The 24,082-nt window shown below is 57.2% G+C and carries 28 protein-coding genes and 1 tRNA gene; 17 read left to right on the top strand and 12 right to left on the bottom strand.

Annotation, left to right across the window (positions count from 1 at the left end; all coding sequences use genetic code 11):
• Nucleotides 1-240: 240 nt before the first annotated feature.
• The 16 genes from ACR0BI_RS01450 (at nt 241) to ACR0BI_RS01375 (ending at nt 11,263) form a co-directional block, all read left to right on the top strand.
• Nucleotides 241-1,485, top strand: coding sequence for a tyrosine-type recombinase/integrase (locus ACR0BI_RS01450; RefSeq protein ID WP_480561609.1), 1,245 nt, complete (start codon nt 241-243; stop codon nt 1,483-1,485).
• Nucleotides 1,486-1,574: 89 nt separating this feature from the next.
• Nucleotides 1,575-1,754, top strand: coding sequence for a helix-turn-helix transcriptional regulator (locus ACR0BI_RS01445; RefSeq protein ID WP_480561610.1), 180 nt, complete (start codon nt 1,575-1,577; stop codon nt 1,752-1,754).
• On the top strand, nt 1,751-1,936 hold the full coding sequence (locus ACR0BI_RS01440; protein ID WP_480561612.1) for a hypothetical protein: 186 nt from the start codon (nt 1,751-1,753) through the stop codon (nt 1,934-1,936). Before ACR0BI_RS01445 ends, ACR0BI_RS01440 begins: the two co-directional genes overlap by 4 nt.
• A 119-nt stretch (nt 1,937-2,055) precedes the next feature.
• On the top strand, nt 2,056-3,147 hold the full coding sequence (locus ACR0BI_RS01435; RefSeq protein WP_480561614.1) for a hypothetical protein: 1,092 nt from the start codon (nt 2,056-2,058) through the stop codon (nt 3,145-3,147).
• Nucleotides 3,144-4,721 (top strand): DNA primase family protein, encoded by a 1,578-nt coding sequence (locus ACR0BI_RS01430; protein ID WP_480561616.1) that lies wholly within the window; start codon nt 3,144-3,146, stop codon nt 4,719-4,721. The genes ACR0BI_RS01435 and ACR0BI_RS01430 overlap by 4 nt, the downstream gene beginning before the upstream one ends.
• Nucleotides 4,722-5,057: 336 nt before the next feature.
• A complete protein-coding gene (locus tag ACR0BI_RS01425) occupies nt 5,058-5,573 on the top strand; it encodes a hypothetical protein (RefSeq protein WP_480561617.1) in 516 nt (171 codons plus the stop codon).
• 99 nt (nt 5,574-5,672) lie between these two features.
• Entirely contained in the window at nt 5,673-6,317 is a 645-nt protein-coding gene (locus ACR0BI_RS01420) for a hypothetical protein (protein WP_480561619.1), read from the top strand.
• Nucleotides 6,318-6,467: 150 nt separating this feature from the next.
• Nucleotides 6,468-7,244: an HNH endonuclease signature motif containing protein gene (locus tag ACR0BI_RS01415; RefSeq protein ID WP_480561621.1), complete on the top strand. Its 777-nt coding sequence runs from the start codon at nt 6,468-6,470 to the stop codon at nt 7,242-7,244.
• Between the two features lie 190 nt (nt 7,245-7,434).
• Nucleotides 7,435-7,848, top strand: a complete 414-nt coding sequence (locus ACR0BI_RS01410; protein ID WP_480561623.1) for a hypothetical protein — start codon at nt 7,435-7,437, stop codon at nt 7,846-7,848.
• Nucleotides 7,841-8,149: a hypothetical protein gene (locus ACR0BI_RS01405; RefSeq protein ID WP_480561625.1), complete on the top strand. Its 309-nt coding sequence runs from the start codon at nt 7,841-7,843 to the stop codon at nt 8,147-8,149. Before ACR0BI_RS01410 ends, ACR0BI_RS01405 begins: the two co-directional genes overlap by 8 nt.
• Entirely contained in the window at nt 8,146-8,364 is a 219-nt protein-coding gene (locus tag ACR0BI_RS01400) for a hypothetical protein (protein WP_480561626.1), read from the top strand. The genes ACR0BI_RS01405 and ACR0BI_RS01400 overlap by 4 nt, the downstream gene beginning before the upstream one ends.
• The gene (locus ACR0BI_RS01395; protein ID WP_480561628.1) at nt 8,361-8,636 is read left to right on the top strand and encodes a hypothetical protein; all 276 of its coding nucleotides are present in this window, start codon (nt 8,361-8,363) and stop codon (nt 8,634-8,636) included. Before ACR0BI_RS01400 ends, ACR0BI_RS01395 begins: the two co-directional genes overlap by 4 nt.
• A gap of 1 nt (nt 8,637) precedes the next feature.
• Entirely contained in the window at nt 8,638-9,648 is a 1,011-nt protein-coding gene (locus ACR0BI_RS01390) for a hypothetical protein (RefSeq protein ID WP_480561629.1), read from the top strand.
• Between the two features lie 2 nt (nt 9,649-9,650).
• Nucleotides 9,651-10,187 carry a hypothetical protein gene (locus tag ACR0BI_RS01385; protein ID WP_480561631.1) on the top strand — a complete coding sequence of 179 codons (537 nt, stop codon included), beginning with the start codon at nt 9,651-9,653 and terminating at the stop codon, nt 10,185-10,187.
• Nucleotides 10,188-10,250: 63 nt separating this feature from the next.
• The gene (locus ACR0BI_RS01380; RefSeq protein ID WP_480561633.1) at nt 10,251-10,658 is read left to right on the top strand and encodes a hypothetical protein; all 408 of its coding nucleotides are present in this window, start codon (nt 10,251-10,253) and stop codon (nt 10,656-10,658) included.
• A gap of 74 nt (nt 10,659-10,732) precedes the next feature.
• Nucleotides 10,733-11,263: a hypothetical protein gene (locus ACR0BI_RS01375; protein WP_480561635.1), complete on the top strand. Its 531-nt coding sequence runs from the start codon at nt 10,733-10,735 to the stop codon at nt 11,261-11,263.
• A gap of 14 nt (nt 11,264-11,277) precedes the next feature.
• On the opposite strand, the gene ACR0BI_RS01370 is transcribed toward ACR0BI_RS01375, so the two are convergent.
• Nucleotides 11,278-11,979 carry a DUF5677 domain-containing protein gene (locus ACR0BI_RS01370; protein ID WP_480561637.1) on the bottom strand — a complete coding sequence of 234 codons (702 nt, stop codon included), beginning with the start codon at nt 11,977-11,979 and terminating at the stop codon, nt 11,278-11,280.
• Nucleotides 11,980-12,167: 188 nt separating this feature from the next.
• Between ACR0BI_RS01370 and ACR0BI_RS01365 the strand changes: the two genes are divergently transcribed.
• Nucleotides 12,168-13,049, top strand: coding sequence for an AbiJ-related protein (locus tag ACR0BI_RS01365; RefSeq protein ID WP_480561639.1), 882 nt, complete (start codon nt 12,168-12,170; stop codon nt 13,047-13,049).
• Between the two features lie 38 nt (nt 13,050-13,087).
• Here the strand turns inward: ACR0BI_RS01365 and ACR0BI_RS01360 are convergent, their stop codons facing one another.
• From ACR0BI_RS01360 to ACR0BI_RS01310, 11 genes are all read right to left on the bottom strand, one after another.
• Nucleotides 13,088-13,516, bottom strand: coding sequence for a HEPN domain-containing protein (locus ACR0BI_RS01360; RefSeq protein WP_480561641.1), 429 nt, complete (start codon nt 13,514-13,516; stop codon nt 13,088-13,090).
• A gap of 150 nt (nt 13,517-13,666) precedes the next feature.
• Nucleotides 13,667-13,756 (bottom strand) — tRNA-Ser (locus tag ACR0BI_RS01355).
• A gap of 64 nt (nt 13,757-13,820) precedes the next feature.
• Nucleotides 13,821-14,648, bottom strand: coding sequence for an exonuclease/endonuclease/phosphatase family protein (locus tag ACR0BI_RS01350; RefSeq protein ID WP_170645941.1), 828 nt, complete (start codon nt 14,646-14,648; stop codon nt 13,821-13,823).
• Between the two features lie 87 nt (nt 14,649-14,735).
• Nucleotides 14,736-17,189, bottom strand: coding sequence for a DUF3772 domain-containing protein (locus tag ACR0BI_RS01345; protein WP_480561642.1), 2,454 nt, complete (start codon nt 17,187-17,189; stop codon nt 14,736-14,738).
• Complete coding sequence (locus ACR0BI_RS01340; RefSeq protein ID WP_480561643.1) at nt 17,189-18,223, bottom strand: cysteine synthase A; 1,035 nt, start codon at nt 18,221-18,223, stop codon at nt 17,189-17,191. Before ACR0BI_RS01340 ends, ACR0BI_RS01345 begins: the two co-directional genes overlap by 1 nt.
• Before the next feature lie 66 nt (nt 18,224-18,289).
• Nucleotides 18,290-19,408, bottom strand: coding sequence for an NUDIX domain-containing protein (locus ACR0BI_RS01335; RefSeq protein WP_170393290.1), 1,119 nt, complete (start codon nt 19,406-19,408; stop codon nt 18,290-18,292).
• Between the two features lie 29 nt (nt 19,409-19,437).
• On the bottom strand, nt 19,438-19,878 hold the full coding sequence (locus tag ACR0BI_RS01330) for a TrgA family protein (RefSeq protein ID WP_170405320.1): 441 nt from the start codon (nt 19,876-19,878) through the stop codon (nt 19,438-19,440).
• A gap of 16 nt (nt 19,879-19,894) precedes the next feature.
• Nucleotides 19,895-21,103: an SAM-dependent methyltransferase gene (locus ACR0BI_RS01325; RefSeq protein ID WP_170393292.1), complete on the bottom strand. Its 1,209-nt coding sequence runs from the start codon at nt 21,101-21,103 to the stop codon at nt 19,895-19,897.
• A 69-nt stretch (nt 21,104-21,172) separates the two neighbouring features.
• Nucleotides 21,173-22,597: a cryptochrome/photolyase family protein gene (locus ACR0BI_RS01320; RefSeq protein WP_480561645.1), complete on the bottom strand. Its 1,425-nt coding sequence runs from the start codon at nt 22,595-22,597 to the stop codon at nt 21,173-21,175.
• Nucleotides 22,598-22,644: 47 nt separating this feature from the next.
• A complete protein-coding gene (locus ACR0BI_RS01315) occupies nt 22,645-23,871 on the bottom strand; it encodes an aminotransferase class V-fold PLP-dependent enzyme (RefSeq protein ID WP_480561647.1) in 1,227 nt (408 codons plus the stop codon).
• Complete coding sequence (locus ACR0BI_RS01310) at nt 23,858-24,067, bottom strand: hypothetical protein (RefSeq protein WP_170645933.1); 210 nt, start codon at nt 24,065-24,067, stop codon at nt 23,858-23,860. The genes ACR0BI_RS01315 and ACR0BI_RS01310 overlap by 14 nt, the downstream gene beginning before the upstream one ends.
• Nucleotides 24,068-24,082: the final 15 nt, after the last annotated feature.

Here is a 24,082-nt window from a genome sequence, read left to right as displayed (position 1 = left end):
AAAACAGGCTCGCATAGACCGCAAGGCAACTCAGATTACATAGGGCATATGGCGGAGAGACAGTCCGCCATAAACCTCTCTTAACCCGTCTCAATCAGCCCTAATGTATATGGGCATCCCATTATTTTTACATGCTTTTCTGTTGCAATCGGTCTCGATCCTACCTAACTACTCTCTCAATCAATCCCAACCAATCTCAGATTTTTGGGCGGGTTAGTGTATGTATGACAGGAACCGAGAATGCCCAAGATCGCGAAAGAACTGACACCGCTCGCCGTCCGCAAGCTGGCGCACGATGGTCGCAAAGGTCCGATGGTCGTCGCTGTTGGTGGTGTCGCCGGGTTGATGGTCACAATCTCACCAACCGGCGCGAAAAGCTGGATTCTGCGCTACCGGATCGGCCAGCGTCGCCGCGAACTCGGCCTCGGCCCGTTCCCCGAAATCTCGCTCGCAGACGCGCGCAGCGCCGCCACAGACGCACGTGCGCTGCTGCGGCAAGGCACAGACCCGCTGGACGCCCGCAAGGCGGCTCTGGCTGCTACAGAGCGGCAGAAGACCTTCGCGGAGGCCATGGACGCCTTTCTCGAACAGAAGGTGCAGGAACTCACCAACGCGAAGCACATCCAGCAGTGGCGCAACACCCTGACCACCTACGCTCTGCCACACCTCGGTCATTTGCCGGTCGACGCCGTGGGTACAGACCAACTGCTCGCCGTCTTGCAGCCGATCTGGACGACGAAGACCGAGACGGCCACGCGGGTCAGGCAGCGGATCGAAGCGGTGTTGCAGTACGCCATTGCGCGGGGCTGGCGACCGGGACCGAACCCGGCGATCTGGCGGGGCGGCCTGCAGCCGCTGCTGCCCAAGCCCGCGAAGATCAAAAAGGTGCGGCACCACCCATCGGTCGCGCAGGACGACATGGCGGCATGGTACGCCGACCTGCAGAGCCGCAGTGGTACCGCCACCCGCGCTCTTGAGTTCCTTGCCCTGACCGCCGCCAGATCGGGCGAGGTGCGCGGGATGCGCTGGGACGAGGTACAGGGCGATGTCTGGGTTGTTCCGGCTGATCGTATGAAGATGGGTCGCAGGCATCGCGTGCCGCTGTCACAGGCCGCCATGGCGCTGCTGGCAGCCCTGCCGCGCGACAACGACCTCGTGTTCCCGGCTACACGCGGTGGAATGCTGTCGGATATGTCCCTGTCGGCCTGCATGAAGCGGCAGAACGAGAAACACGGGTTCAAAGACCCAGACAGCAGCGACGGGCCTGTGCCGCACGGGTTGCGCTCGACGTTCAAGGTCTGGGCCAGCCGGGCGGGTATCTCGAAGGAATTATCAGAGCTCGCACTCGCCCACGCCAAGGGCGACAAGGTCGAGGCCGCGTACCAGCGCGACGACCTGCTGGAGCAACGTCGCCCGGTCATGGAAGCGTGGGCCGAAGCCCTTACAAACACACGCGAAAACAAGGTCATCACCCTGCGCGGTTGACATATGGGCATCCCATAAGTCATTGTAATAACTTGCGAATCACCTTTGGCGTGGTCTAGCTTGATCGCTACCGGAAAGGAGGTTTTGCTATGCAGAAGTATCTGAAGATCAGCGAGGTCTGCACTCGCTACAACGTTGCCCACAGCACTATCTACCGCCTGATGGATCGTGGTCAGTTCCCACGCCCGACGATGAAGTTCGGCAACGACAATCGCTGGTCCGTGGAAATGCTCGACAAATGGGACAAAGAGCAGGCAGCCGCCGCATGACCCACAAGATCGCCGACACCATCGACGCGGCAGCCGACAAGCTATCACTGGCCGCCTGCCGGTATCGCGGGCGGCAGATCAATCAAGATGACCTGATCGAAGAGGTCAGGACGATCTGTGGTGAAGCGGTCGCCGCATCCCGCGAGGGAATGCACAAACAGAAGACGCCCGCCATGACGTAATACGCGCGAGGCCCGGACGATTGCCGTCGTCCGGGCCTTGTCATGACCACCGGGTCAGAATGCTGTATGCCTGAAGAACAAATAGCACGCTGACCCCCAAAGATAAAGGACAGGGGCCAATGAGTGCTAACTGTAATACGCGGTCGACGCCACCGCAATCATTCCACGTCTGCACAGGGAACGGCAGCGGCGACACCCACGCGCTGACGCTGTCGAACGGACAGCCCAACAGACACACCTCTGCCGGGACCGCATACCGGGTCATCGACTGGGACAGTATCGTGGCGCTCGCAGGCGATCCTGTGGCCGTCGCGAAGACGAAGGGGCCGTGGGTCATCCCCAGCGCCTACGCAGGCCCTGACGCGCGGTCTCACAGCGTCCAGCGGCAGCACGGGCACTACTGGATGCTGGCGGCGGACATTGACACAGGCAGCCCGTCTCTGCGGCGCGTGAAAGCCTCCGTGCGCAAGGTCTTCGGCAACACCGAGTGGCTGGTCTACGCCACGGCGTCAGCCGAGCGCCATATCCGCAAGTGGCGCGTGCTGGTGCCGCTGTCGCACCGGCTGCTCGGCGCGTTCTACAAGTGCCACCAGCAGGTGTTCTTCGACCGGCTGGGACTGGAAGTCGACCACGCCCTCGAACGCCCCGGCCAGTTGATCTACCTACCCAACCGGGGCAATTACTACGACTGGTATCTGAACCCCGGCCCGCGCTGGCAGATGACTGGCGAGTTCGAGCGCGACGCCATGCGGCGGTACGCTGCCGAAGAGAAGGCCCAGCGTGAAAACCCGGAAGCGACCCCGTCCGACATCCACGAGATTGCGCGTTTCAACAGCGAATACGAAATCCCCGATCTACTGGAGTTCTACGGCTACGAGACGCAGGACGGTATCAACTGGCGGTCGCCGATGCAGCGCAGCGGCTCGTATGCGACGCGGTCGTTCGGGTCATACTGGGTGTCGTTGTCCGAAAGTGACAAGGCTGCCGGGCTAGGCCGCGAGACCTTCGACGGATTCGTCAGCGGCGATGCGTTCGACCTGTACGCGTTCTTCGCATTCAGCAACAACATGGGCCACGCCATCGCCGATCTGCGGCTGGAATATGCAGCGGCTGACCGACAGGGCTTGGCGGACGCATTTCGCCGGAACCTGAACCGGTCAGGGCTGGGCGCACGGGTGATGCAAAACATCCGCGAAAGGATGGGCGCATGACCGAGCATGTGATGCCCGACGAGGAATACACCGAGCGGTTGCTGGCGATCCTCGGAATGAACGCTGCCGTGCAGGGGCGCGAGAAAAAACGACTGCGCAAAGATGCCCCCGGTAACGGGACGCTCGAAGACATCGAGCGCGCCCTGAAAGAGATGCGCAATCTCGGCGTCGATGACATGGCGGAAATCGTGACGAACATCTGCCTGAACGAAGACTTCGACGGGGGTAATCACCTGATGGTGCCCACCGATGGTAAGTTCTGGATGTACAGCGGACGGGTCTGGGAACGCGTACCGAACCGGATCATCGCCGGGATCGTCCTGCGGCGGCTCGGCACGTTGGATGAAGAGACAACCCAACTCGTGCGCGAGAACCGGCTAACGACGCGCCAACTGATCAACGAGGTCGTCGCACTGCTGCAGAGCAAACAGTCGACGACCGAAGACCTGCTCGGCCTGCTACGACCGCCACCTGCGATCCTGAACTGCACGAACGGCGAACTGCATCTAGACACGATGGAGTTCAAAGAGCACAGCTATGATTCCTACCTGCGGATCGCGCTCGATGTGGAATATGACCCTGACGCCAAGGCCCCGCTGTTCGAGGCGGCCACCAAGGCGATGATGTCCGGCAGCCGGAAGCGGCAGCGGCACCTGATCGAAGTGCTGGGCTTTGCCCTGAACCCCCGCAAACCATTCCCGGCGTTCTTCCTGTTTCTGGGGCGGGGCGCGAACGGCAAGTCGGTCCTGCTGGAACTGCTGGCGCACATCATGGGGCAAGCCGTGCGGTGCGACCGACTGCAGGCCCTCAACCGCAACAACTTCTCGTCGAACGCCATCGTCGGGCGCAGCGCGTGGATCGACGACGACCTCGACTACAAGCAAGAGTTCCCGGTGGCCGAGGCGAAGAAAATCAGCGAGCGGAAAACACAGGGTGGCGAGGCCAAGCAAGGTGACCATTTCGACTTCATATGCGAACTGACCCTGATCATGGGGGCCAACGGTCTGCCGTATGTACCGGATACCAGCCGGGGTTATGTGCGCCGGGCGCGGGTCATCAAGTTCAACGAAACGTGGTACCTGCCGGAAGAGGTGATCAATACCAAGACGCAGAAGGTGGCCGACCTGCACCTGCTCGACAAGCTGAAAGGCGAGGCGTCGGGTATTCTGAACCTGCTGATCGCCGGGATCAAACGGACGCGCGAGCGCGGCAGCTTTGAAGAGACACAGACCGAGCGCGATGCGCTGATGCAGTGGCGGCTGCATTCGGACAGCGTGCTGGCATTCGTCGAAAGCCAACTGACCCCGGTCGAAGGCGCTGGCATCCCGATGAAGGTGGTCCGCACGATCTATCTGGAATGGTGTCAGGCCATGGGGCTGCGGGCCAAGGGAATGCGGCAGATCACCGATGCGTTGAAAGACGCGGGGTTCACCATCACCACCCCGCAGGGGTCGCAGTGGTTGAAGGGCTACCAGCTTGGTTTCCTCGACAGCCAGTTGCACGCCCAGTACGCCACCGAAGAGGCGATTGCGGATTACATAGAGCGGCAGAAGGTCGTGAAGCTGCCCGTTTAGGGCAGCCGACTCACCCCTCGATGGGTCAGACGGAAAAGCAGGCGTAAGCCCACCGGGTCAGGTGGGCTAAGTGGGCATCCCCAGAGGCATAGTGTGTCGTATACTGGGGGGGGTATACTCTGCTAAGTGCTTGATATTTCATATGTCTCGAAAATTACGCGACCCGAGGCGGACTGTTGTAATCCGGTAACATACCCCCAGCATATGCATAGGTATGCGCGCAGAGATGCCCACTTAGTCCACCTAACGGTGCGCGTTTGCTGGTTTAGGGGTCATAACCGCAGTCTTATGTGCATAAATGTTGATCTCGACCGGGTTGGGTGGAATGATGGGGCCATGCCCGGAAATGCGTGTTCAATCTGCAAGCGGGGCCATGAGGTCCGTCGGCTCGTCGATCAGGCGATTGCCGAGGGTGTGCCATTGCGGACCATTGCGAGACAGCACGGCTTCAAGCACCACGAGAACGTGAGACGGCATCGCGATCAGTGTGACACGTTGGTTTTGCCGGAAGCGGTCGAGGAAGCCGTTAAAAAGCAGGTGGATGTGGCCGCGATTGATGTCGGGCACTTCATCAGTGGGATGGTCGAAACCTTTGATGCGATGCAGAAAATGTCGGTCGACCCTGAGAAAGACGACCTTGTGCGCGTTGCCGCATCAAGGGTTGTGACATCGACCGGCGTCGCTGTGGTGAACGCCCTAGCGGAAGAGCGCCAGCGGCAAGACCTACGTGACAGGCTGGATCGCCTCGGCGCACTCGTCGATGGCGGGGCACGTTTGGCACAGCCTGATACCGACTTGTCTCGCAATGGCACAACGGTCGACGCCGACTGGTCGCCCACCGACGGCCTGTGACTGGGTCTTGGATGGGATGCCCTATGCACCACATTTACATGTACATTTATTTCAATGGGTTAGCTGCCGTATATGGCGGATGCAGTAGGAGTCGAACCTATGTCTAAACGCAATGCCGAACTGCGTAAGATGTCCGAGAAGTTGGACCAGTTAGAACACAGGCTCGGTGCGACACCGGCGCAGATCGTCGCCACTGCAGAGCAGGCCGAGGTGGAAGCGGCTGCCGCACATGTACACGGTATCCTCGAACGGTATGCTGAATTGAAGTCGGGCGGGCACGAGACGGCCACACCCCAACCGCCTAACGCCGACGACATCGCCCAGCAAATCCTGACCGCCATAGAGTTCGACGTCGGTGTCGACCCATCACCCAGCACCAACGTCGACGGTGATGTGGTCCGCATTGAAGAGTGGTGCAACCGGATGACCAAAACCCGGCGGATGCTCTGCACCGATCCACAGTTCCGGCAACGGGTTTACCGCCGCCTATACAAACGCGCAGGCCCTGACACGTTCCACATGCTGGCTGCCCGGCTACACACCGCCCTCGACCTGCCACGTCGCTCCCGGCCAGAGCCAGTGCTGCCAACCCCAGAGCCTGAAGCGGTCGAGGTCTTCGAACCTCACCAACCCAACCGCAGAGCGGACGAGGCCAAGCCGGTGTACGCGGCACCACCCGACATGGGCGGACCCCGCAAGCCGAACGGCAAGACGTTGACCGACATCGCCCGGTCACTGCGCTGATCACTCACGAACGACAACCTATTGAATGTACTTTGGGCGTTTCGGGTATGCTATTTCGAAAGTTGCTAAGAGTGCCTAAGTAAGTTGTGAGACCATTCGTAGGGTGGCCTCAAATGGCGGTCCGTAGTCTGGGATGGTTTTACAGTGAACATGAGTGATTACATCGAAAGATATGAACATGAATTGCCTCTGCCGCCACTTGAAGAGGTCTTAGAACAACTTGAGGCCGGTGAGCTAGAGTATTTCCTTAGTCAAGAGAACCGCGATGGCAAACGGTATAGGATAGTCCAGCTTAGGGGGCCATGTGGTGAGACAATTACGGGACTGCACCGGATTATTGCGGCCAGCGCGTTGGGTCACTGGGTGGATCGAAGAGCCGAAGTCGATCATATCAACCATGACCCCAGCGATAACCGAGCGGAAAATCTTGAGATTGTTTCACCTGCTGTAAACCGCGAGAGGCGTCGTCAGCGGCTAGATGCTTCGAAAGCTGCAAATCCAGACAAAGTGCGCAAACGGATCAGTCGAAGAAAAGCTAAGGTTGAGAACCAACAGGCTAGAACGAAGGCAGCAATTGATGCCTATTTGGCCGGGATAAAAAAACCAGACGAAGTATCGAAACGGTCCTTCGAACCTCAAAGACAGAACCGAGTGGTGCCAGCGTTCACCCCTCGTTCAACATCGACGTCGGCAAGTCATGTGGTGCCGGTACCCCGTTCCAGATCGAATACCGCTAGTCGAAAGACGCTACCTAGCGGCAATGATCTGGCGGCAAAATTGAGTACCGTGACCAGTCTTGAGGAACTGAACGGCATGCTCAATCGCAGAGACATTGCCCCACACCTGCCCGAATGGACAGAGGACGAAATCGAATTGATTGAAAGCCGCAGACGCTTTCTCGAAAAGCAGCGCTACCGTCCTTATTGAAGCGATACCAACACCGTCGGGCGGACACCCGACCCAGCGAATCACCTCTCAGCCGATCCTATTTCATCCCTGATAGACAGGGACGTAACCGTATCACAGTTAACCGCCTCGAACCTCTAACTGTATGACAGATAGAGTATTTTTGCCGGTTTTTGTTGCGGGACCGACAAAGGTGGGCATCATTCCCACTATGAAAACGAAAGTCTCACTCGCACTCGATCCGGCTGTGCTGCAGCAGGTCGACAAGTTCGCTGCCGACAATGCGTTGAGCAGGTCTGCCGCTGTGACCACAATCCTGAAAGGAATAGATATGTCCAACCGCGCCGCCATCATGAAGGGCTTGGAAAGCCACACCGGCGACTTCCTCGAAACGGCCATGAAGACCGCACCGTCTGAGTTCATGCGTGTACGTCAGGCTGCTGGCAGCCACCTTCTCGAACGGGCGAAGATCATCGCATCGGTCAAGGGCACCAATCCCACCGACGAGATGATGGACGACGACCCGATGACCAAGGCAGTCGCCCGCCTGTCGCAACTGAGCAAGGAAAGCGACCTCGCAGCAATCCAGAATGCGATCCGGGCCATGGAGTCCAGCCGTGGCTGATAGTCCCGTCACCAAGGCCGCGAAACGCGTCGACACGGACCTGAAGCGATTGCAGAAGTCCATGGCGACCTACCAGCAGGCCCGTCTCGACGCCGGGCTGCCGACCCTGCCGGTCAGCCCCCTGCGGATGCGCTTCGGCCTCGCCTGCCGCCACCACGGCGTGTTGGGCCTCAAGTCCGACCGGGTCACTCTCGACGACAGCCAGTTCGACAGCGCCACGCTCGGTGCTGACAAGTGGGCGTTCAACGACACCGAAGGTCGCGGCGAGCCGTGGCGTCGCCATCAGGAGACCGCCGCATGATCGACTGGAAGGACATCACGCCTGAACAGGCCGACGCAACGTCGCCAGAGGACAAGGCGGCACTGGCGGATCGAATGGTCGTCGACACCCGTGACATGCTCGTCAGGGCGTTTGCCATACAGCGCGAAGCGTATGCCGCTGCCGGGATCGACTGGGATGCCTTCGCCGCGCGCCTGCTGATCAACAGCACCGCCGAAGAGGTGCCAGCCCAGTGACCCAAGGCGTCCTGCATATCGACCTCGCCACGGCCACCGTGTCCGCCGTCACCTGTCAATCGGTGATGACCCACTGGTCCTTCCTGAAGGCCCAGATGGCGCTCTACCAACCGGCTGAACTAGAAGAGGTGTTCGGGGCTGATGATGTGGTGGCGTTCTACGACGTGCCGGGCGCACTGGAGATGCAGAACATCAACGTTGTGCACATGCACCACTGGCTGACGGCCTTCGGTGAAGCGCTCGACAATAGCTTCGAAACGAAGGGTTGCTGATATGGGCTACTCATTCTCGAAAACACGGACAAAGTCAGCCGCGCCGGTTTCGGTGCCTGCGCGGTCTCCCCGGCAGCAGCAGGTCACTCGGCGATCTGCTGCTGCCACTCTGCCCCAGCGTATGCACGGACTGTTGCCGGGTCAGGATGGGTATGCGGAACAGGAAGACGCCGAGGTCGCGGCGATCTTCGACGCGCCACGTACACCCTACCGCCCGGCACCGATGCCTGACCTAGAGGCCATCTGGCTGGAACCGCCCAGTATCGACACATCACCCAGCCCTGAGTTCTTGGCGAAGATGGAAGAATGGCGGCGAGAAGGTCGTGAGCACACCGAACGTCTGCTGGCCCCGTTCAAACAGATGAATCGCGAGTTGGAAGCCGAGGCCGCCAAGCGGCAGCACCGCTGGGAGATGGAAGAACGCGCCGCCGCCCGTAAGGCAGCCCGGCAACCAGAACCGAAGCCGTTCCTGAAGCCGCGCAGCGCTGCCGACATCGCCAAGGAAGAGGCCGAGCGCCAGCGGATCAGTAACGAGAACCGTCGCAAACACGGCCTGCCCACCCGCGCCGAGTGGCGCAGCCAAGACCTGAGCGCCCGCCTGACCGATGACGACTATCGGACATATCTCGTCGACGAGAACTACGACCGCCGCAAAGCCTATCTCGCCAAGGCGGCAGCCCTGCGCGGGCGGGACCGCAAGAACAAGGCCGCGTACGAGAAAGCCGCCAAGGTGGAATCCGAAGAGCGCCGCCAAACCAAGGCCCTGAACGCGGCACTGGACGAGCGGATCGCCGTCACGCAGCAGAAGATCAACGAGGCCGATGTCGAACTGGCTGCTGCCGCACAGAAGCGCCAGTCGGTGCTCGATCTGGACGCCATCGCCGAGTTCAACGCAGCCATCAGCGCCGACATCACCGACCGCACAGAACACATCCGCGCCACGCGCAAGAGCCTAGAGACCGAGGCCGTGCCCAGCATGTTCGATCTGATGGCAATGGCAAAAGGGCTTTGATCATGGACGCCACCACGACCAGACTTGTCGCCGAGTACAACGAACTGCACCGCGCCCGCGCCGCAGAGGCCGCCCGGCAGCGCGAAGAGGCTGCCGCAGCCGGAAAAGCCGCCGAGGAAGAGAAGGCACGCCAGCAGGCCGAGGAAAAGGCCAGACAGGCCGAGGGCCGCCGCAAGCAGCAGGAGGTCATCGCCGCCCGCCAGAAGCGCCACGACGACGCACAAGCGCTGCGGGACAAGTTCAAGGCCGAGTGCGACGCGCTCGGCACCCAAGGCGAGAACGACGCCAACGCCCTGCTGCGGGTTGCCACCTATGACGAGCCGTTCGAGGCGCTGCTGGGGGCCTGTGCAGGGGCATGTGGCACCGTCTCACCGATGCACGCTGGTCTGATCCGCACACGAGCGGCAGAGGCAGGGCTGCAGGACCATTTCAAGCCGCCATCGGGCGAACACCTACGCAAGCAAGCGGCCTACATCCGGGCATGGACTCAGACCTTGCACCGGGTGCACGAGGACATCAGGAAGGCTGCTGCACATTAAGAAGCACCGCCCCGGCTGGACACGGGAAGCGGTACCATATCTCAACCAAATGACAGAGGTAAGATGACGAGACGATATGACGAACACCCTATCATTGCCAGCGACCGGCGCTGGTTCAAAAAGCGGCCACTCGCTCGACATCGACTTCGGCGCTACCGGCGCGGTGAACTGGGCATAGCCAACACATCACAGGTCAGGTCGGTCGAGGGTAATGACAGCCCAAACACCGTCGACAAGCTGCAAGTACAGGCGGACGTCGCCGCCACAGAGACGAAGTTCCTAGAGGGCGTACCAGATGATCACATCGCCTGTACTTTGGTTTCCCGGCACGCCGACATACCCGGTGCCCGTGTGCGGCAGACCATAGCCCTTCCGAAAAGCATGTTCGACAAGCGGCACATGGTCGATCAGGCGTCGCTCGACATACTCGCTGCTAAAGGATGGCTGCCGCTGGACTCTTTTCTGGAATAGTCAATCGCGCGTGTCACGTGCTACGCTGAAAACCTTAGCCAAAGGATTTTTTGAACTCGCATTAAAGGCCGAATATGTATTATCTACCGACCGCGTTTGCGCAGTTGTTCTTTTCTTGGAAACTCTACAACTATGCGCTCGAAGGCAAGATTGATCAGGAAGCATTAGACGCGGACATCACGTTTCAAAGCGACGACGGGCAACATGTGTTTGTTCTGCCACCTCGGATTTTCTTCAATGAAGATGACTTTATGTTGGCATTTGAGAACAACCTGTCCATCGCGTTTGGTGCCGCTGCAATCACGCTTGATAGGGCGCGTTACGAAGCGGGGTATGACCTACCGAACCCAATACAATCGGAACAAGACCAGTGCATCGCTCTAATCTACCAGCTTCGTTGTGCTTTTGCCCACGACATTGCAGAACCAAAATGGAAAGTTAAAGAACGATACCGTCGCGGATATGAGTTCGGTGGTATGAGATTTGACCTATCAAATCTGGATGGAGACACTTTCGACTACCACCATATTGGGGGACCTGACCGCCTGATCGCGATCAAGGATTTTGCCGTCGAAAATCACATAGTTGGCCAGCGAGTTCGATAGACTTAACCGTAAGCCTAACTCTGACTTGACTGAGGAAAGTCGTCTTCCAAAAACTCTTGAGTGACTTTCGTCGTTTCAACGACCCAGTCTCTAACACCAAGCAAGGTGGCCTGCATCGCTTCGATGTGTGTGTCTACGAAAGCAACGACTTCGACTTCATCTTTAACGTGAGTGATGTGACGCTGCATAAGATCACTCAACCGACCATGGATGCCGCCCGATAGATTTCGGTAGACCGTCTCATATTCGTTGCGCAGGCCCACCGCTTCGAACTTCCGCAAGACTGTCATTTTGCGAGCACCTTCGCCTTTCAAGTCTGCGATGTCCTTCTCGTGCGTGGCGATGACCTCGTCGATGTTTTCCATCTTCGCGAGCTTTGCGTTGTAAGGGTTCCCGGCGACCGCCTCTTCAAGCTGCTTCAGCCAGTAGGACTCGTTCGCGAGCCTCATGCACCCGACGTAGTCCTCCGACTTCGCCAGCATCTTCACTTCTACCATGCACTCCAGCACCCGCCGGGCGAGAACATTTGCATCGTTACCTTTTTTGTTTAAAGCCAGAAGAACGATGGTGTGAGCAGTCTCGACCACCGTACACGCCATGGAGATAATGAGCAGATGCCGCCAGTAAGTCGGCTCGAATTTGAGTTTCTCCAGCGCGGGCACACACTCTTCCAAAATGGTGCGTTCCAATTCTTCTGTGGTGATGTGAACAGTCATGTTTTGCGTCGATCTGTGTAGGGAAAGTCTTGGATGGATATGACGCCTAGCCATATTTCTTGCAGTAGCGATCGGCAACTTCAAGGAAGCGGTCCGGTCATAAAATATCGCTAAGTTGCCTTAAGCTGTCGCCTAGTAATATTGCCGCCCGTCTGGACCGTCTATGTGGATTACAGTTTACTGAAATTATGACTAAAAACCAGATTCGCTTTCCAACCGAATTCCGTGAAGCACTCCTTCGTCAGGTTTCGCGACACAACTACGACCCGCGTGATTTCAATGCGGAAAACCATCCAGACGAACCTTGGATCGCATGGTGGTCGACGGAACCTTCAAAGTTCTTTGCTGAGATACATGACCTTGAGAATCTGACATCATTTGATTCTCGTTACGAAAACGCCCTGCTAGACATTCGGCAGCACACCGAATGGAACAACGACTGGGATGATGACTACATCCTGAACGAAGACTCTCGCTTCAATCCGAGACTTTATACCGACGAGCAGTTTCTGAAGTTCGTCGACACTGCGTTGCGGCATGACATGAACAGTTCGGCAAAACTACTGGCGGACCTTCTTCAACCCATGTTCGAATCAATTGGGTTGAGCATTGTTCCGTTCGTCCGTTTCGGCGTCGAAGAGGGGTACCGGATCGCAAAGGTCAAGGGTGGTATTAGCAACCAAGGCCGTGCTCACAGTTCAAACCCGGCACAGCTTGAATATCGTGGTCTGCATTTCAGATCAAAGATCGAAATCGAGTTCTTTAAGGCCCTTTACAATGCTGACTATCTCGTCGCGCCGCTACCGGTATTCGTCCACCGGCCAACAACGCGACGGGTTGAACCAGACTTCGTGATCGTAAAGTTCGGCATTTGGGCAATCATAGAAATCGATGGAAAGGCATGGCACCACGAGACCCCAGTAGCGGCAGCGAAAAGGGTCGAGCCATTCACCGATGAAGACGTGCGGATCATTCGGTTCGACGATGAAGAACTTCAAGGTGAAAACGGCATCGAAAACGCGCTTGGCAAAATCGCTTCGAAGTTCGAGAACTGGCAAAAGAGTCGTTAGGATCGATTGTCAGCCCGTCTTCCTCGAACCAACCGCGACTAGTGCGGGTTGTCAGGCCTTGCAGGAACCCTTTTCTTAAGTTCGCCAGCAGCAACAAGCACATCAACCATCTGGTCAAAAAACACGGAGCATGTTCCCCAGAGATTACCGGGGTGAGCCTTGGTAAAGGGGCCAGTTCTCAAGTACCGCGCGTCCATGTAGTTGGCGTCGGCAAACTTCAGGGTGTCGAAGTCAATCTGGTCTACTTGCAGGCCAAGGCTTTGCGCGGCCTTAGCGGTCTTCTCCAACTTATGGCTGTATTTCTTCCTAAGATCGTCTCGGCTCACGCCATGTTGCAGTAGGTACGATTTCAGGAACAATTCAATGGCGTGATAATACAGGTAGTCAACGGGCGCTGCGGGATGTGTTGCGTCCACTTGGGCAGCAGCAAGCGCAGATGCAGATGCCCAGTACGAATGCGCGTACATGAAAAGACCCAAGGGAGACGCGTCTTTCCGTGGGAATCCGCTCTGATTCATACTTTTTTCTCAATCTCGCTGTCTTGGGTGGGAAAGTGGATGGATCGGCATACCGCCTACAGTATCTTCCCAGCAATATCAGTATATTAAGAGGGTAAGTGGCGGAGAGACAGGGATTCGAACCCTGGAGACGGTTTCCCGCCTACACACTTTCCAGGCGTGCGCCTTCGACCACTCGGCCACCTCTCCGGTAGAGGTGACTTATGCGAATTTCTGAACCGAGCGCAAGGCCCCTTTCGCAAAAATGGACGGGTCAGAAAATACGAAAGCTGGCGACAAATGGCAGATGATCCGACACCTCATCCTTGAACGCCTCGCGCCCCATATTCATGGTCCAGTGCATAGGAAACAGTCGCAAGCTGCCGCGGACATAATCGGTGGAATAAGTGCGTGATACGGCAAAACCGTCCAGTAAATTGGCGCGACCCCTATCCAGAATATGCGAAAATCGGTCTTGTAGATCCCAGCACGAAACAAAGTCCATCATGTCATCCCCACCAAGATGGTGGAAATTGCTGACGTCCTGACCGGGGATCATGTTGAAATCACCCATCAGAAGGATCGTGCGCTGTGTCAGACCGGGGGTCGAGCGGATCTCGGCGATCTTGTCTCCGATAATCCTGCATTGGCTGTCACGTATCTGCTGCTCGGGCCGGTCTCGTCCGGATTTAAGATGCACAGCGATCAGCTTGGCCTTGAATTTGCCGACCTCGACATCGGCGATCAGGGCCTGACGTCCGCCGGGATCGTCACCTTCCGAGCCGTCGATCAGCTGCAAACCTGTCACCGAGACCCCCGGTTTGTGCAGAAACCCGATATGGATATTGCCGTTGGGCTGCGGCAGGATCTTGACCTGATAGTCCAGCCCCTTATCGGCCAGACCCAAGGCCAACCGATCGATATGTTCGATGGGGCTGACCTCGACCAGAGTGATCAATTCGGCGTCCAGCAGGGCCAGCCCTTCGATTTGATGGGTGACCCGGTCACTGCTGGCCGGAATACCCAGACTTGTGTTTACTGGATTGAAGCCGGCCAGATTCCAGACGGCAATACGCGCGAGGCTGTGTGAAAATGTAACCATCAAAATTCCTCCTGCAAATGACTTCAGACTACATCAAAATGAAACAGTCCGATAACCATTTGCGGGAAAATGCCGATCGCATCACGCTCAGTGGTTGTCGCCCTCGCCGTCCTGATCCCCTGCCGCGTCCAGATCGTCTGCTGTCATGTCCACTGGTTTTGTCGATGGCGCATGGGGTGATAGGTCGTCATCCACGGCAGAAGCATCATTGGACGGATCGGACTGACCCGTCAGCACCTCAGGGTTACGGAGCCACAGGTCACGCTGCGCAAACGGGATCTCGATGCCTTCCTCAACGAACCGGCGATTGATCTCGTGGTTCATGTCGGATTTGACAGACAGCACCCAATTCACATCCCGCAGGATTGCGCGGATTTCGAAATCCAACGAGTCTGCACCGAAGCCCTGGAACACTACGCTGGGCGCGGGATTGGCCAGAACCATCGGGTGCCCGTTTGCGATCTCGCCCAGAATAGTTTCGACCTTGCGGGTATCGGTACCATAGGCGACGCCTACAGGCACGATCACTCGGCCAATCGTATTGCCCCGGGTGTAATTCGTAACCACCCCACTGATCAGGTCCGAGTTCGGAACGATCACATCCGTCCGGTCGAACGTCTCGATCCGCGTCGACCGGACTGAGATATCGCGCACATATCCCATCATGCCGTTCACATCGATCCAGTCACCTTTGGAGATAGGACGCTCAACCAGCAGGATGATCCCTGAGACAAAATTCGATACGATGGTCTGAAGACCGAAACCGATGCCGACCGACAAAGCACCCGCCACGATCGCAAGCGAGGACAGGTCAAAACCGGCAACCATGATGGCGATCAGTGCCGCTAGAAAAATTCCGACATATCCGGTACCCGACACGATGGCATTCTGCCCGCCGGGATCAATGCTGGTCTTCGGCAGCAGTGAATTGCGCAGCCCGCTTTGCAGCAAACGGGTCAGCGTATATCCAATGGCGAAAATGGCAACGAACGTCAGGAAGTTACTGGGTGAAATCGTAACCCCGCCAATATCGAACCCCAGCAACAATCGCGACCAAGCTTCAAGCAGATCCGTCTGCCGCGCGCCCCAGTAAAGCGCTAATATCGGCAACGCCAGAATGGCAAGCGCGAACCCGACCAGAACCGAAAACAGTGAATCGCGCGCGGCGTCGCCCTGCCCCGAAAGCCAGCCATACACTGTACCGATAAATCGCTGCACGATCACCAGAGCTGCAATCAGAACCAGCGTTTTGATGGCAGGAAATACGATAGCTTCGGCGGCGTTAATGTATCCGAAGGCCCCCAAGATTGGAGTCGCAATCCCAAGCATGAACAAGGCGCGCCGCAGGAACTCGACCAATTGGCTGAACCCTGCGCCACGGCGGGTAGCTTCTTGGTCTGTCTGTTCTTGCTGAGGCTCTGATTGGCGGACCTGACGCACACGCAGCAAAAGAAGGGCCGATACCACAACGATCGGGAAGCCAACAACGGCGCGGGTCGCGTCCGAGATATTCTCGATCTGCTCGAACAATTGCGCCAGCTCGTGCAGAATAAGCATGACCGCCAACAGGTCGATATAAACCCGCAATTCTCTGATTTTACCTGCGGACAGTCTTTGGAAGTTCTGCGCCGCTCCCATCAGATAGACCTGCCGGCCGATCCAATCAAAATAGAAGATAATCGCGGCCCAATAGGGGATTTGCTGGAACAAAAGTGTACCGCGCAGGCCCAGCACGCCAGTTAGCACGACGGCGGTGACCAACGCCAACACGCCCAACCAAGGCAAAAGAATGCGCAACAGCGAAACAATAAAGGTCCAAACCCCGCTGCCGCTACCTCCTAGCGAGCGGAGATATTCGCCGCCTTTCTCGGACCATTTGCGCCCAAACAGCAATAGAACTGCTGAAACAACCAACAGCACGAGAATGCCAAGACCGCGCTCGCGGATTTGTTCGCGCACCACATCAGAGCGCAAGTTTTCGATGGTTTCGTTAATAAGACTGTGCGTCGCCTCTTTGATGTCGACCCAGGCTGGTCCCCAATAGACGGGGTTGAGCGGCGACGGCCCGCGTTTCAGCATCTCTTTCTTTTGTCTGTCCCGGACGATCCGATCAATTTCGCTGATCAGCCCATTCGCGCGACTGAAAGCCTCTTCCGAGATGATGCGGGGAACACGCAAACTGTTCAGCTGGGTTTCGAGTTGCGCGCGCAGCTTGGCAATGTCTTCGGCCTCGCTTTCCCCGTCAGCCGGCTTTGGGCCAAGCGCCTTGAGTTGGCTTTCCAGCGTCTGAATACGATCGGTGTTGGCACCTCGGGCTTTGTTAAAGTCTTCGCGATACTCATTTATTTCCGAACGCAAATTCTCTAATGCTGCGTTGGATGCACGGTTCGCGCGAATAACAGATTCCGCCCGGTCCGCCGTGCTGACCCAGCCCTGATAATATTCGCTCTGCCGGTCAGTAAGTTGGGCAGAGGCAATCCCGCCCAAACCAATCAAGCAGAATAGCACCAGAACCAGACACAGGCGGACCTGTCGCAGCATCACACGTCCTCAAACACGCCAGGAATACTGCGCGGCGCATCGGTCATCCAATCGGGCACGGGAAGTTCCTTTTCACGCAGGAATTCAGGATTGAACAGTTTGGATTGATAGCGAGTGCCATAGTCACACAAAATCGTAACAATGGTGTGCCCTGGCCCCAGTTCTTTCGCCAAACGGACGGCACCGGCAATGTTGATCGCGGTTGACCCGCCCATCACCAGACCCTCTTCGCGCAGCAGATCGAAGATATAGGGCAGCGCTTCGCTATCGGTAATCTGCCAGGAATGGTCAGGTGTGAACCCTTCTAGGTTCTTGGTAATCCGCACCTGTCCGATACCTTCGGCGATAGAACCTCCCTCCATCGCGATCTCACCAGTGGTGTAGAAGGAATAGAGCCCCGCCCCCATCGGATCAGCCAAACCGATCTTGACACCCTTGGGCTGCAACGCTTCGGCCACCCCGGCCAGAGTACCACCCGATCCAACGGCACAGATGAAGCCATCGACTTTACCGCCGGTCTGCTCCCAGATTTCGGGACCAGTGGTTTCCACATGTGCCTGACGGTTGGCGACATTGTCGAACTGATTGGCCCAAATCGCGCCATTTGGTTCGGTTTGAGCCAATTGTTCGGCCAGTCGGCGCGAATAGTGCACAAAGTTGTTGGGATTACGGTACGGCGCCGCAGGCACCTGCACAAGCTGAGCCCCCGCCAGGCGGAGCATATCCTTTTTCTCTTCGGATTGGGTTTCGGGAATGACGATCACCGTCTTGAACCCCATCGAGGCACCAACCAGCGCCAGACCGATGCCGGTATTCCCGGCCGTGCCCTCAACAATCGTGCCGCCGGGTTTCAGATCACCGCGCGCTATCGCATCGCGGATGATAAACAACGCAGCACGGTCTTTGACGGACTGACCCGGGTTCATGAATTCGGCCTTGCCGAGGATCTCGCTTCCCGTTTCTTCGCTGACGCGACGCAGCCGGATCAAAGGTGTTTTACCGACGGCGTCGGCAAGGTCTCGTGCAATGCGCATGGCATCCTCTTGTAATATGGTATTGCAGCAGATTTACAGGTGCCCTGACGCGATCACAAGCAGGGATCACTTAGCGCGCAGTCGATCGCGGTTCCGCGCCAACCAATAAGCAAGAGTTAGAAGCGGCAGATCCTTGAAAACATGAGCATCTACCATGCTCATGAATTCATCAAACGGCAGAATTCTGCTGCGGATATCCTCACCTTCCGAAGCGAGGCCACCGCTTTCAACCGTACTAGTCAGATCCCCAAGACCGACATAGAGATAAACATATTCTGTTGACGATCCGCTGGATGAATAGGCACCACCTGCATATTCCAGTTGGTATAGTGAAATCTGCGCTTCTTCCATGGCCTCGCGGGTGGCCGCCTGCTGAGGTGTTTCGCCCGGGTCGATCATGCCAGCCACAGGCTCCCACATCCACGGCTCGGGGTCGTCGATCAAGAACACGGGCGCGCGAAATTGCTCTACCAGCAACACCGTGTCGCGCACCGGATCATAAGGCAGGACGATCACTGCAGACCCTTGCATCAACCCGCTGCGATGCAGCACCGGGCTCAGGGCGCCGTCATACTGACGATGCTGCAGTTCAATTTCATCCATCCCAAAATAGTTGACATAAGCGTGCTTGCGGTCATGAACGATCACGTCATCCGCAACGCTCCGCTCATCCCCCGTTCCACGTTGTCTTGCCGCTAATCTGGCCCAGGCGCGTGTTCTCATAGCTGGAAAGCTGCGCACGATGTCCGAGGCATCGACTCTTCCAAAATGGGCCATCACCTCGTCTGCCGCGAACACCGAAAGCGCACCCCAATCCCTGATCCAGGTTTCAAGATCCCACGGTGCGCCTTTTTTCCAAATGTCAGTATCCGGAAAGAACACCAAGGCCTGATGTTCTTTTCCATCCTCAGTCACGATTGTCTCCGGGCGCAGTTCATATTCGAACCCGCCTTCATAGAAGGCCAATCGACTACGCTCGACGTCACCTAGGCCCTGCACCAGAACGCCACTGGCCTTACTGCCCTTTTCGGTGACAATCATTGGAAAGGGTTGATCTTGAACCGCATATACGGCGTGATCGGGCAAAACAGCCTGCATCGCCGATAAATCGTCTGCGCTGCGACCCATGACGAGTTCCAGCAAAGAGACATGGCGCAGAGTGCCATAGAAAAACAGATTGGACAAAGTTGAGGCCCCGAATTGGCAGATCAGATTTAACGCCAGCGGCGAAAGGCAATTTCGGTAAGTATCCCGCTGAGAACAGCACCAAAACCCAGCGTAAGCAGGATTTCCGGTGCCAGAAGCTGTTCACCATAGCCAATCCCGATCTGAAAGATAGCAAGCAGAGCCTCAAACGGACCACCAAACCGATGGCGCATCGCCTGACTGAACATCTCGTAGGTGCCCTGAACGAACAGCCCCCAGAACACCAGCGCCGCAACACCGGTCAAACCGTTGTTGACGGCCGCGGTCCAGCCACGGCCAGCACGTTTACCCATGACAACCCAGCCGCAGATCCAACCCAGGATTATGTTCACGTAGGTGAAATAACCATAGTCCTTACCCTCTTCCCCGTTATCGATAATCATGCCCGACACAAGGAACGCGATCACCAGCAGACACAACGCGGCGACGAGACGTGAGGCTGTAGGCATTCGATTTTTCCGTTCTTCAACTGGGTTTGGCTATCGTGATCTGTGTCACATCACAATTACCGGTGTCAAAGGCTGCGCCACATGCGGTCAAATAATAATTCCACATGCGGCGAAAACGCTCATCAAACCCCATCTCCGATATCTGATCCCACTTGGCATTGAAGGTCTCGTACCAGCGCCGCAGGGTCAGATCGTAGCTTTTGCCAAACTCTTTTGAGCGTACAACGGTCAACCCCGCCTGATCGATCTGATCTCTAAGGATAGACGGTGCTGGCAACATCCCGCCGGGAAAGATGTATTTCTGAATGAAATCAACGCCGTTCTTGTAAATATCCCAACGATGATCCGCGACCGTGATGATCTGCAAAGTGGCATGGGCACCCGGCTTCAACCGATCACGGACCGTGTTGAAATATGCGGGCCAATATTTCTGACCGACCGCCTCGAACATCTCGATCGAGGCAATTCCATCATATTGACCCTGCTCATCGCGGTAGTCCTGTAGCTTGAACTCCACCAGATCAGAAAGCCCTGCTTTTTCAATTCGCTCTCTAGCAAACTTCAACTGCTCTTGGCTAATGGTCAGCCCGGTGACGCGCAACCCACGCTCTTTCGCGGCATATTCGGCGAACCCACCCCAGCCGCACCCGATCTCAAGGATATGATCCCCCGGTTTGGCCCCCATTTCATCCACCAGGCTGGCGTATTTCGCAGTTTGCGCCTTTTCGAGGCTTTCCTGACCCGTTTCAAATATGGCACTGGAATAGGTCATCGTGTCATCCAGCCACAGGCCATAGAAGTCATTGCCGAGATCATAGTGATACGAGATGTTCTTTTTCGCCTGCGACCGGTTGTTACGATGCAACCAGAACCGCAGTCTTTCATAGGCTCGCACTAGAAACTGTCCGGTAAAATCATCGTAGACCGTCTCAGTTCCCAGATGCACGAGGTCCATGAAACTGCGTAGGTCCGGTGTGCTCCAATCGCCTTCGAGGTAGCCGTCCGAGAAGCCCAACTCTCCCTCGCGCACCAGCCGGGAAAAGACGTCCGGGTCGTGGATGTCCACATGTGCCACGGGGCCTGGTTGTGGCGCATCCGCGCGGAAAATGCGTCCGTCGGGCAGCGCGATGTCAAGTCGGCCGCGCTCCATCCTCTTCAGCATCTTGAAGACTTGTGTAAAATATCTCGGCAGGTTTTCCTGCCCTTCGGTGCTCGTCAGGAACATCCGCTCTCCCCTCTGCGGTTGCGGGTCAAAGCTAGGACGGGATTCGGTTTCTGGCAAGTTTTCAGTTCCTTACTGGTCTTTTCTGGCATTATACGCGCCCAACGCACGGGCGCGGCCTTCCTTCAGCCCCACCACCGGTGCGGGATACATCTGGCCACGAGAAAGCCCCCATGATCGCGGCACGGCATCAAAATAGGCCAGCGCGGTGGATGGCGGCTCGGATTGGCCCTCGGCAATCCAGCGACGCACATAACCTGAGTTTGGATCAAACCGCTCGCGCTGTGTGTCGGGATTGAAGATACGGAAATACGGTGCGGCATCAGGGCCGCAACCGGCCACCCATTGCCATCCCATCGCATTTGCAGCTGGGTCCCAGTCGATCAGGCAATCCCCGAACCAGTCTGCGCCGATTTTCCAATGCGTCATCAGATGCTTTGTCAGATAACTCGCGACAATCATCCGAGCCCGATTGTGCATGCGTCCGGTGACATACATTTGTCTTAGACCGGCATCGACAAGCGGAATTCCGGTTCTTGCCTGACGCCACGCGCGCACTTCGGGGGTGTAGGGATCAGTATTCCAAGGGAATGCGTCCCATTCAGGCTTCCAATTGGCACTCAGAAGATGCGGCCAGTGGTACATTAAGTGATATGCGAACTCACGCCACACAAGCTGACGCAGATAGCCTTCACCACCATGCGCTCCGGTTTGGTCGGCGATTTGCACCCGGTGCCAGATTGTACGCGGCCCGATCTCGCCCAGTGCAAGGTATTCTGAAAGATCAGAGGTACCAGATTGATCCAGTTGATCCCGCTGTTCGCGATACTGATCAATACGTTCCAGAAACGCGTCCAACTGGTCCAGCGCCGCATTTTCACCCGGGTGGACAAACGGGCGGACCACTGCGGCCCCGCGCTGCATATCCCGATCCAGACGCCAATCAGGCAATTGATCGGACGCAGGCCAGGTTTTCGGCGTCATAAGCCGCGTGGGCGCGGGCTCGGGCAAAGAGACTTCGCGCCCCTGCACTGATCGCCACATCGGAGTGAAGACCCGAAACGGCTGGCCGGTTTTGGTGGCGATCGTCCAAGGCTCAAACAAAAGCAGGCCAGCAAAAGACTGTGCCTGGATACCCTGTTCGGTCAAAGCAGCCTTGATCTGGGTATCCCTGTTGATCGCCTCTGGATCATAAGCCCGCGTCCAGAATACGGAGCCTGCCCCAGTTTCTCTGACCAGTTCACAAAGAACATCCAGTGCTTGACCCTGGCGCAGTATCAACTTGCTGCCAAGCTGCTCAAGCCTGCCGGCAAAAGCGTCAAGGCCCAGACCAAGGCGCCATTTCGGCGCGGCACCCAAAGTCTGAACCTGATGATCTAGAACAAATACGGGCACGATGGGTCGACCTGATTGCACCGCCGCGCTCAGCGCCGGATGATCTCCTAACCGAAGATCGCGCCTGAACCACAAAATGATCGGAGAATGATCAAAATCCATGTCCGCCCCATGTTTTCTTCGAACTACGAAGCGCCGCAGAAACTGGATCACAAAACGCGGTCAAGCGCCTCCAAAAGCTGATCAATTTCCTGTCGACTGGTGTAGTGTGTAAAGCTAAGGCGCAAGACCCCTTGTTCTGCGTCAACGCCCATCGCTTGCAACGGGCGATGTGCGTAGAAATCACCGCCACCTGCCATGATACCGTGTTTGGAAAACTCGGCAGCAACAGGCTCGGCCTTCTTATTCAGACTTAACGCTACCGTCGGTGCGCGCCGACTGGCATCAGACGGTCCGATCAGGCGCAGAGCGTTCCGGTCTTTGACCGCGTCCAGTAGAGGTTGCAATAAAGCGACCTCGTGTTCCCGCATCAGATCATGCACAAAGGACCCCCGTGCCGAAGCTCCTGCTTCCGGTCCGCCATGATGGGCACAAAGCAGGTCCACATAGTCCGCCATGCCTGCGCTGGCCGCGATCTGAGCATGATCAGGCCCGGCTGGTGTGAACCGCTTGAAAAGAGTGTCGCCGTTGAAATAATGCGCTTGGTTGGGCAGCAATTCACCCAGAGCTCGTCGAATAACCATGCAACCCTGATGCGGGCCATAGGTTTTGTAGGCGGAAAACAGATAGATATCAGGGCCCAGATCACCGACATTGGGGAACCCGTGCGGTGCGTAAGAAACCCCGTCGACACAGGCAAAAGCACCCGCAGCATGGGCGATCGCGGTGATTTCGGTGACCGGGTTGATTTCCCCAACGACATTCGAGCAATGCGGAAAGCACACCAGCCGCACTTTCTCGTCCAGCAAATTCTCCAAATCTTGCGGGTTCAAAGACCCACTCTCCGGATCAATCTTCCATTCCCGAATTTCGATCCCCTCATCGGCCAATCGCCGCCAGGGCCCCGAGTTTGCTTCGTGGTCCTGATTGGTCACGACAATCGCTTCGCCCGGCTGCATCCACTGCCGGAATGCCTGAGCCAGTACATAGGTGTTCTGCGTCGTCGAAGGGCCAAAGCTCAGCTCATCTGTTTCCACCCCTAATATCGCGGCAAGTCGCGCTCGTGCTTCGTCCATTTCCACGCCACCCGCACGGCTCGCCTCATAGGGCGCGTAGGGCTGAACCTTTCGCTGGGTGTAGAACCGGCTCAACCGATCAAGCACAGGTTTGCAGGTATAGGATCCACCTGCATTCTCAAAAAAGGCCTGTCCCTGAAGGCTGGGTTCCGAAAAGGCCGGGAACTGTGCCCGAACGAATTCAATATCAAGAGCGCCCATCGCATCTCTCTCCCTTATCATGCACTACAGTCCGGGTCGTTGCCCGCGCAAAGTCCGGACATCCCCGAAAACAAGGCAGGTCTTCCAGCCCAGCCGCAGGTCCTTGGAACGGGTAAGGATCGACGGCAGCCCCCATGATGGCCCCATCACCACCAGCAGACCCGGCCAGATAGCCAGAGGTAGAAGGTTGGGTCAAGTGATTGCGTTAATG

It is taken from the genome of Ruegeria sp. E5 (assembly GCF_056534105.1).
Note: the sequence above shows the minus strand (reverse complement) of the source record. Positions and strands in the feature narration are given on the sequence as shown.

Bases quoted from the DNA above. Each gene is read 5' to 3' on its own strand.
- ACR0BI_RS01450 (WP_480561609.1), top strand. From the start codon at position 241: ATGCCCAAGATCGCGAAAGAACTGACACCGCTCGCCGTCCGCAAGCTG.
- ACR0BI_RS01445 (WP_480561610.1), top strand. From the start codon at position 1,575: ATGCAGAAGTATCTGAAGATCAGCGAGGTCTGCACTCGCTACAACGTT.
- ACR0BI_RS01440 (WP_480561612.1), top strand. From the start codon at position 1,751: ATGACCCACAAGATCGCCGACACCATCGACGCGGCAGCCGACAAGCTA.
- ACR0BI_RS01435 (WP_480561614.1), top strand. From the start codon at position 2,056: ATGAGTGCTAACTGTAATACGCGGTCGACGCCACCGCAATCATTCCAC.
- ACR0BI_RS01430 (WP_480561616.1), top strand. From the start codon at position 3,144: ATGACCGAGCATGTGATGCCCGACGAGGAATACACCGAGCGGTTGCTG.
- ACR0BI_RS01425 (WP_480561617.1), top strand. From the start codon at position 5,058: ATGCCCGGAAATGCGTGTTCAATCTGCAAGCGGGGCCATGAGGTCCGT.
- ACR0BI_RS01420 (WP_480561619.1), top strand. From the start codon at position 5,673: ATGTCTAAACGCAATGCCGAACTGCGTAAGATGTCCGAGAAGTTGGAC.
- ACR0BI_RS01415 (WP_480561621.1), top strand. From the start codon at position 6,468: ATGAGTGATTACATCGAAAGATATGAACATGAATTGCCTCTGCCGCCA.
- ACR0BI_RS01410 (WP_480561623.1), top strand. From the start codon at position 7,435: ATGAAAACGAAAGTCTCACTCGCACTCGATCCGGCTGTGCTGCAGCAG.
- ACR0BI_RS01400 (WP_480561626.1), top strand. From the start codon at position 8,146: ATGATCGACTGGAAGGACATCACGCCTGAACAGGCCGACGCAACGTCG.
- ACR0BI_RS01390 (WP_480561629.1), top strand. From the start codon at position 8,638: ATGGGCTACTCATTCTCGAAAACACGGACAAAGTCAGCCGCGCCGGTT.
- ACR0BI_RS01385 (WP_480561631.1), top strand. From the start codon at position 9,651: ATGGACGCCACCACGACCAGACTTGTCGCCGAGTACAACGAACTGCAC.
- ACR0BI_RS01380 (WP_480561633.1), top strand. From the start codon at position 10,251: ATGACGAGACGATATGACGAACACCCTATCATTGCCAGCGACCGGCGC.
- ACR0BI_RS01375 (WP_480561635.1), top strand. From the start codon at position 10,733: ATGTATTATCTACCGACCGCGTTTGCGCAGTTGTTCTTTTCTTGGAAA.
- ACR0BI_RS01370 (WP_480561637.1), bottom strand. From the start codon at position 11,979: ATGACTGTTCACATCACCACAGAAGAATTGGAACGCACCATTTTGGAA.
- ACR0BI_RS01365 (WP_480561639.1), top strand. From the start codon at position 12,168: ATGACTAAAAACCAGATTCGCTTTCCAACCGAATTCCGTGAAGCACTC.
- ACR0BI_RS01360 (WP_480561641.1), bottom strand. From the start codon at position 13,516: ATGTACGCGCATTCGTACTGGGCATCTGCATCTGCGCTTGCTGCTGCC.
- ACR0BI_RS01350 (WP_170645941.1), bottom strand. From the start codon at position 14,648: ATGGTTACATTTTCACACAGCCTCGCGCGTATTGCCGTCTGGAATCTG.
- ACR0BI_RS01345 (WP_480561642.1), bottom strand. From the start codon at position 17,189: ATGCTGCGACAGGTCCGCCTGTGTCTGGTTCTGGTGCTATTCTGCTTG.
- ACR0BI_RS01340 (WP_480561643.1), bottom strand. From the start codon at position 18,223: ATGCGCATTGCACGAGACCTTGCCGACGCCGTCGGTAAAACACCTTTG.
- ACR0BI_RS01330 (WP_170405320.1), bottom strand. From the start codon at position 19,878: ATGCCTACAGCCTCACGTCTCGTCGCCGCGTTGTGTCTGCTGGTGATC.
- ACR0BI_RS01325 (WP_170393292.1), bottom strand. From the start codon at position 21,103: ATGTTCCTGACGAGCACCGAAGGGCAGGAAAACCTGCCGAGATATTTT.
- ACR0BI_RS01320 (WP_480561645.1), bottom strand. From the start codon at position 22,597: ATGGATTTTGATCATTCTCCGATCATTTTGTGGTTCAGGCGCGATCTT.
- ACR0BI_RS01315 (WP_480561647.1), bottom strand. From the start codon at position 23,871: ATGGGCGCTCTTGATATTGAATTCGTTCGGGCACAGTTCCCGGCCTTT.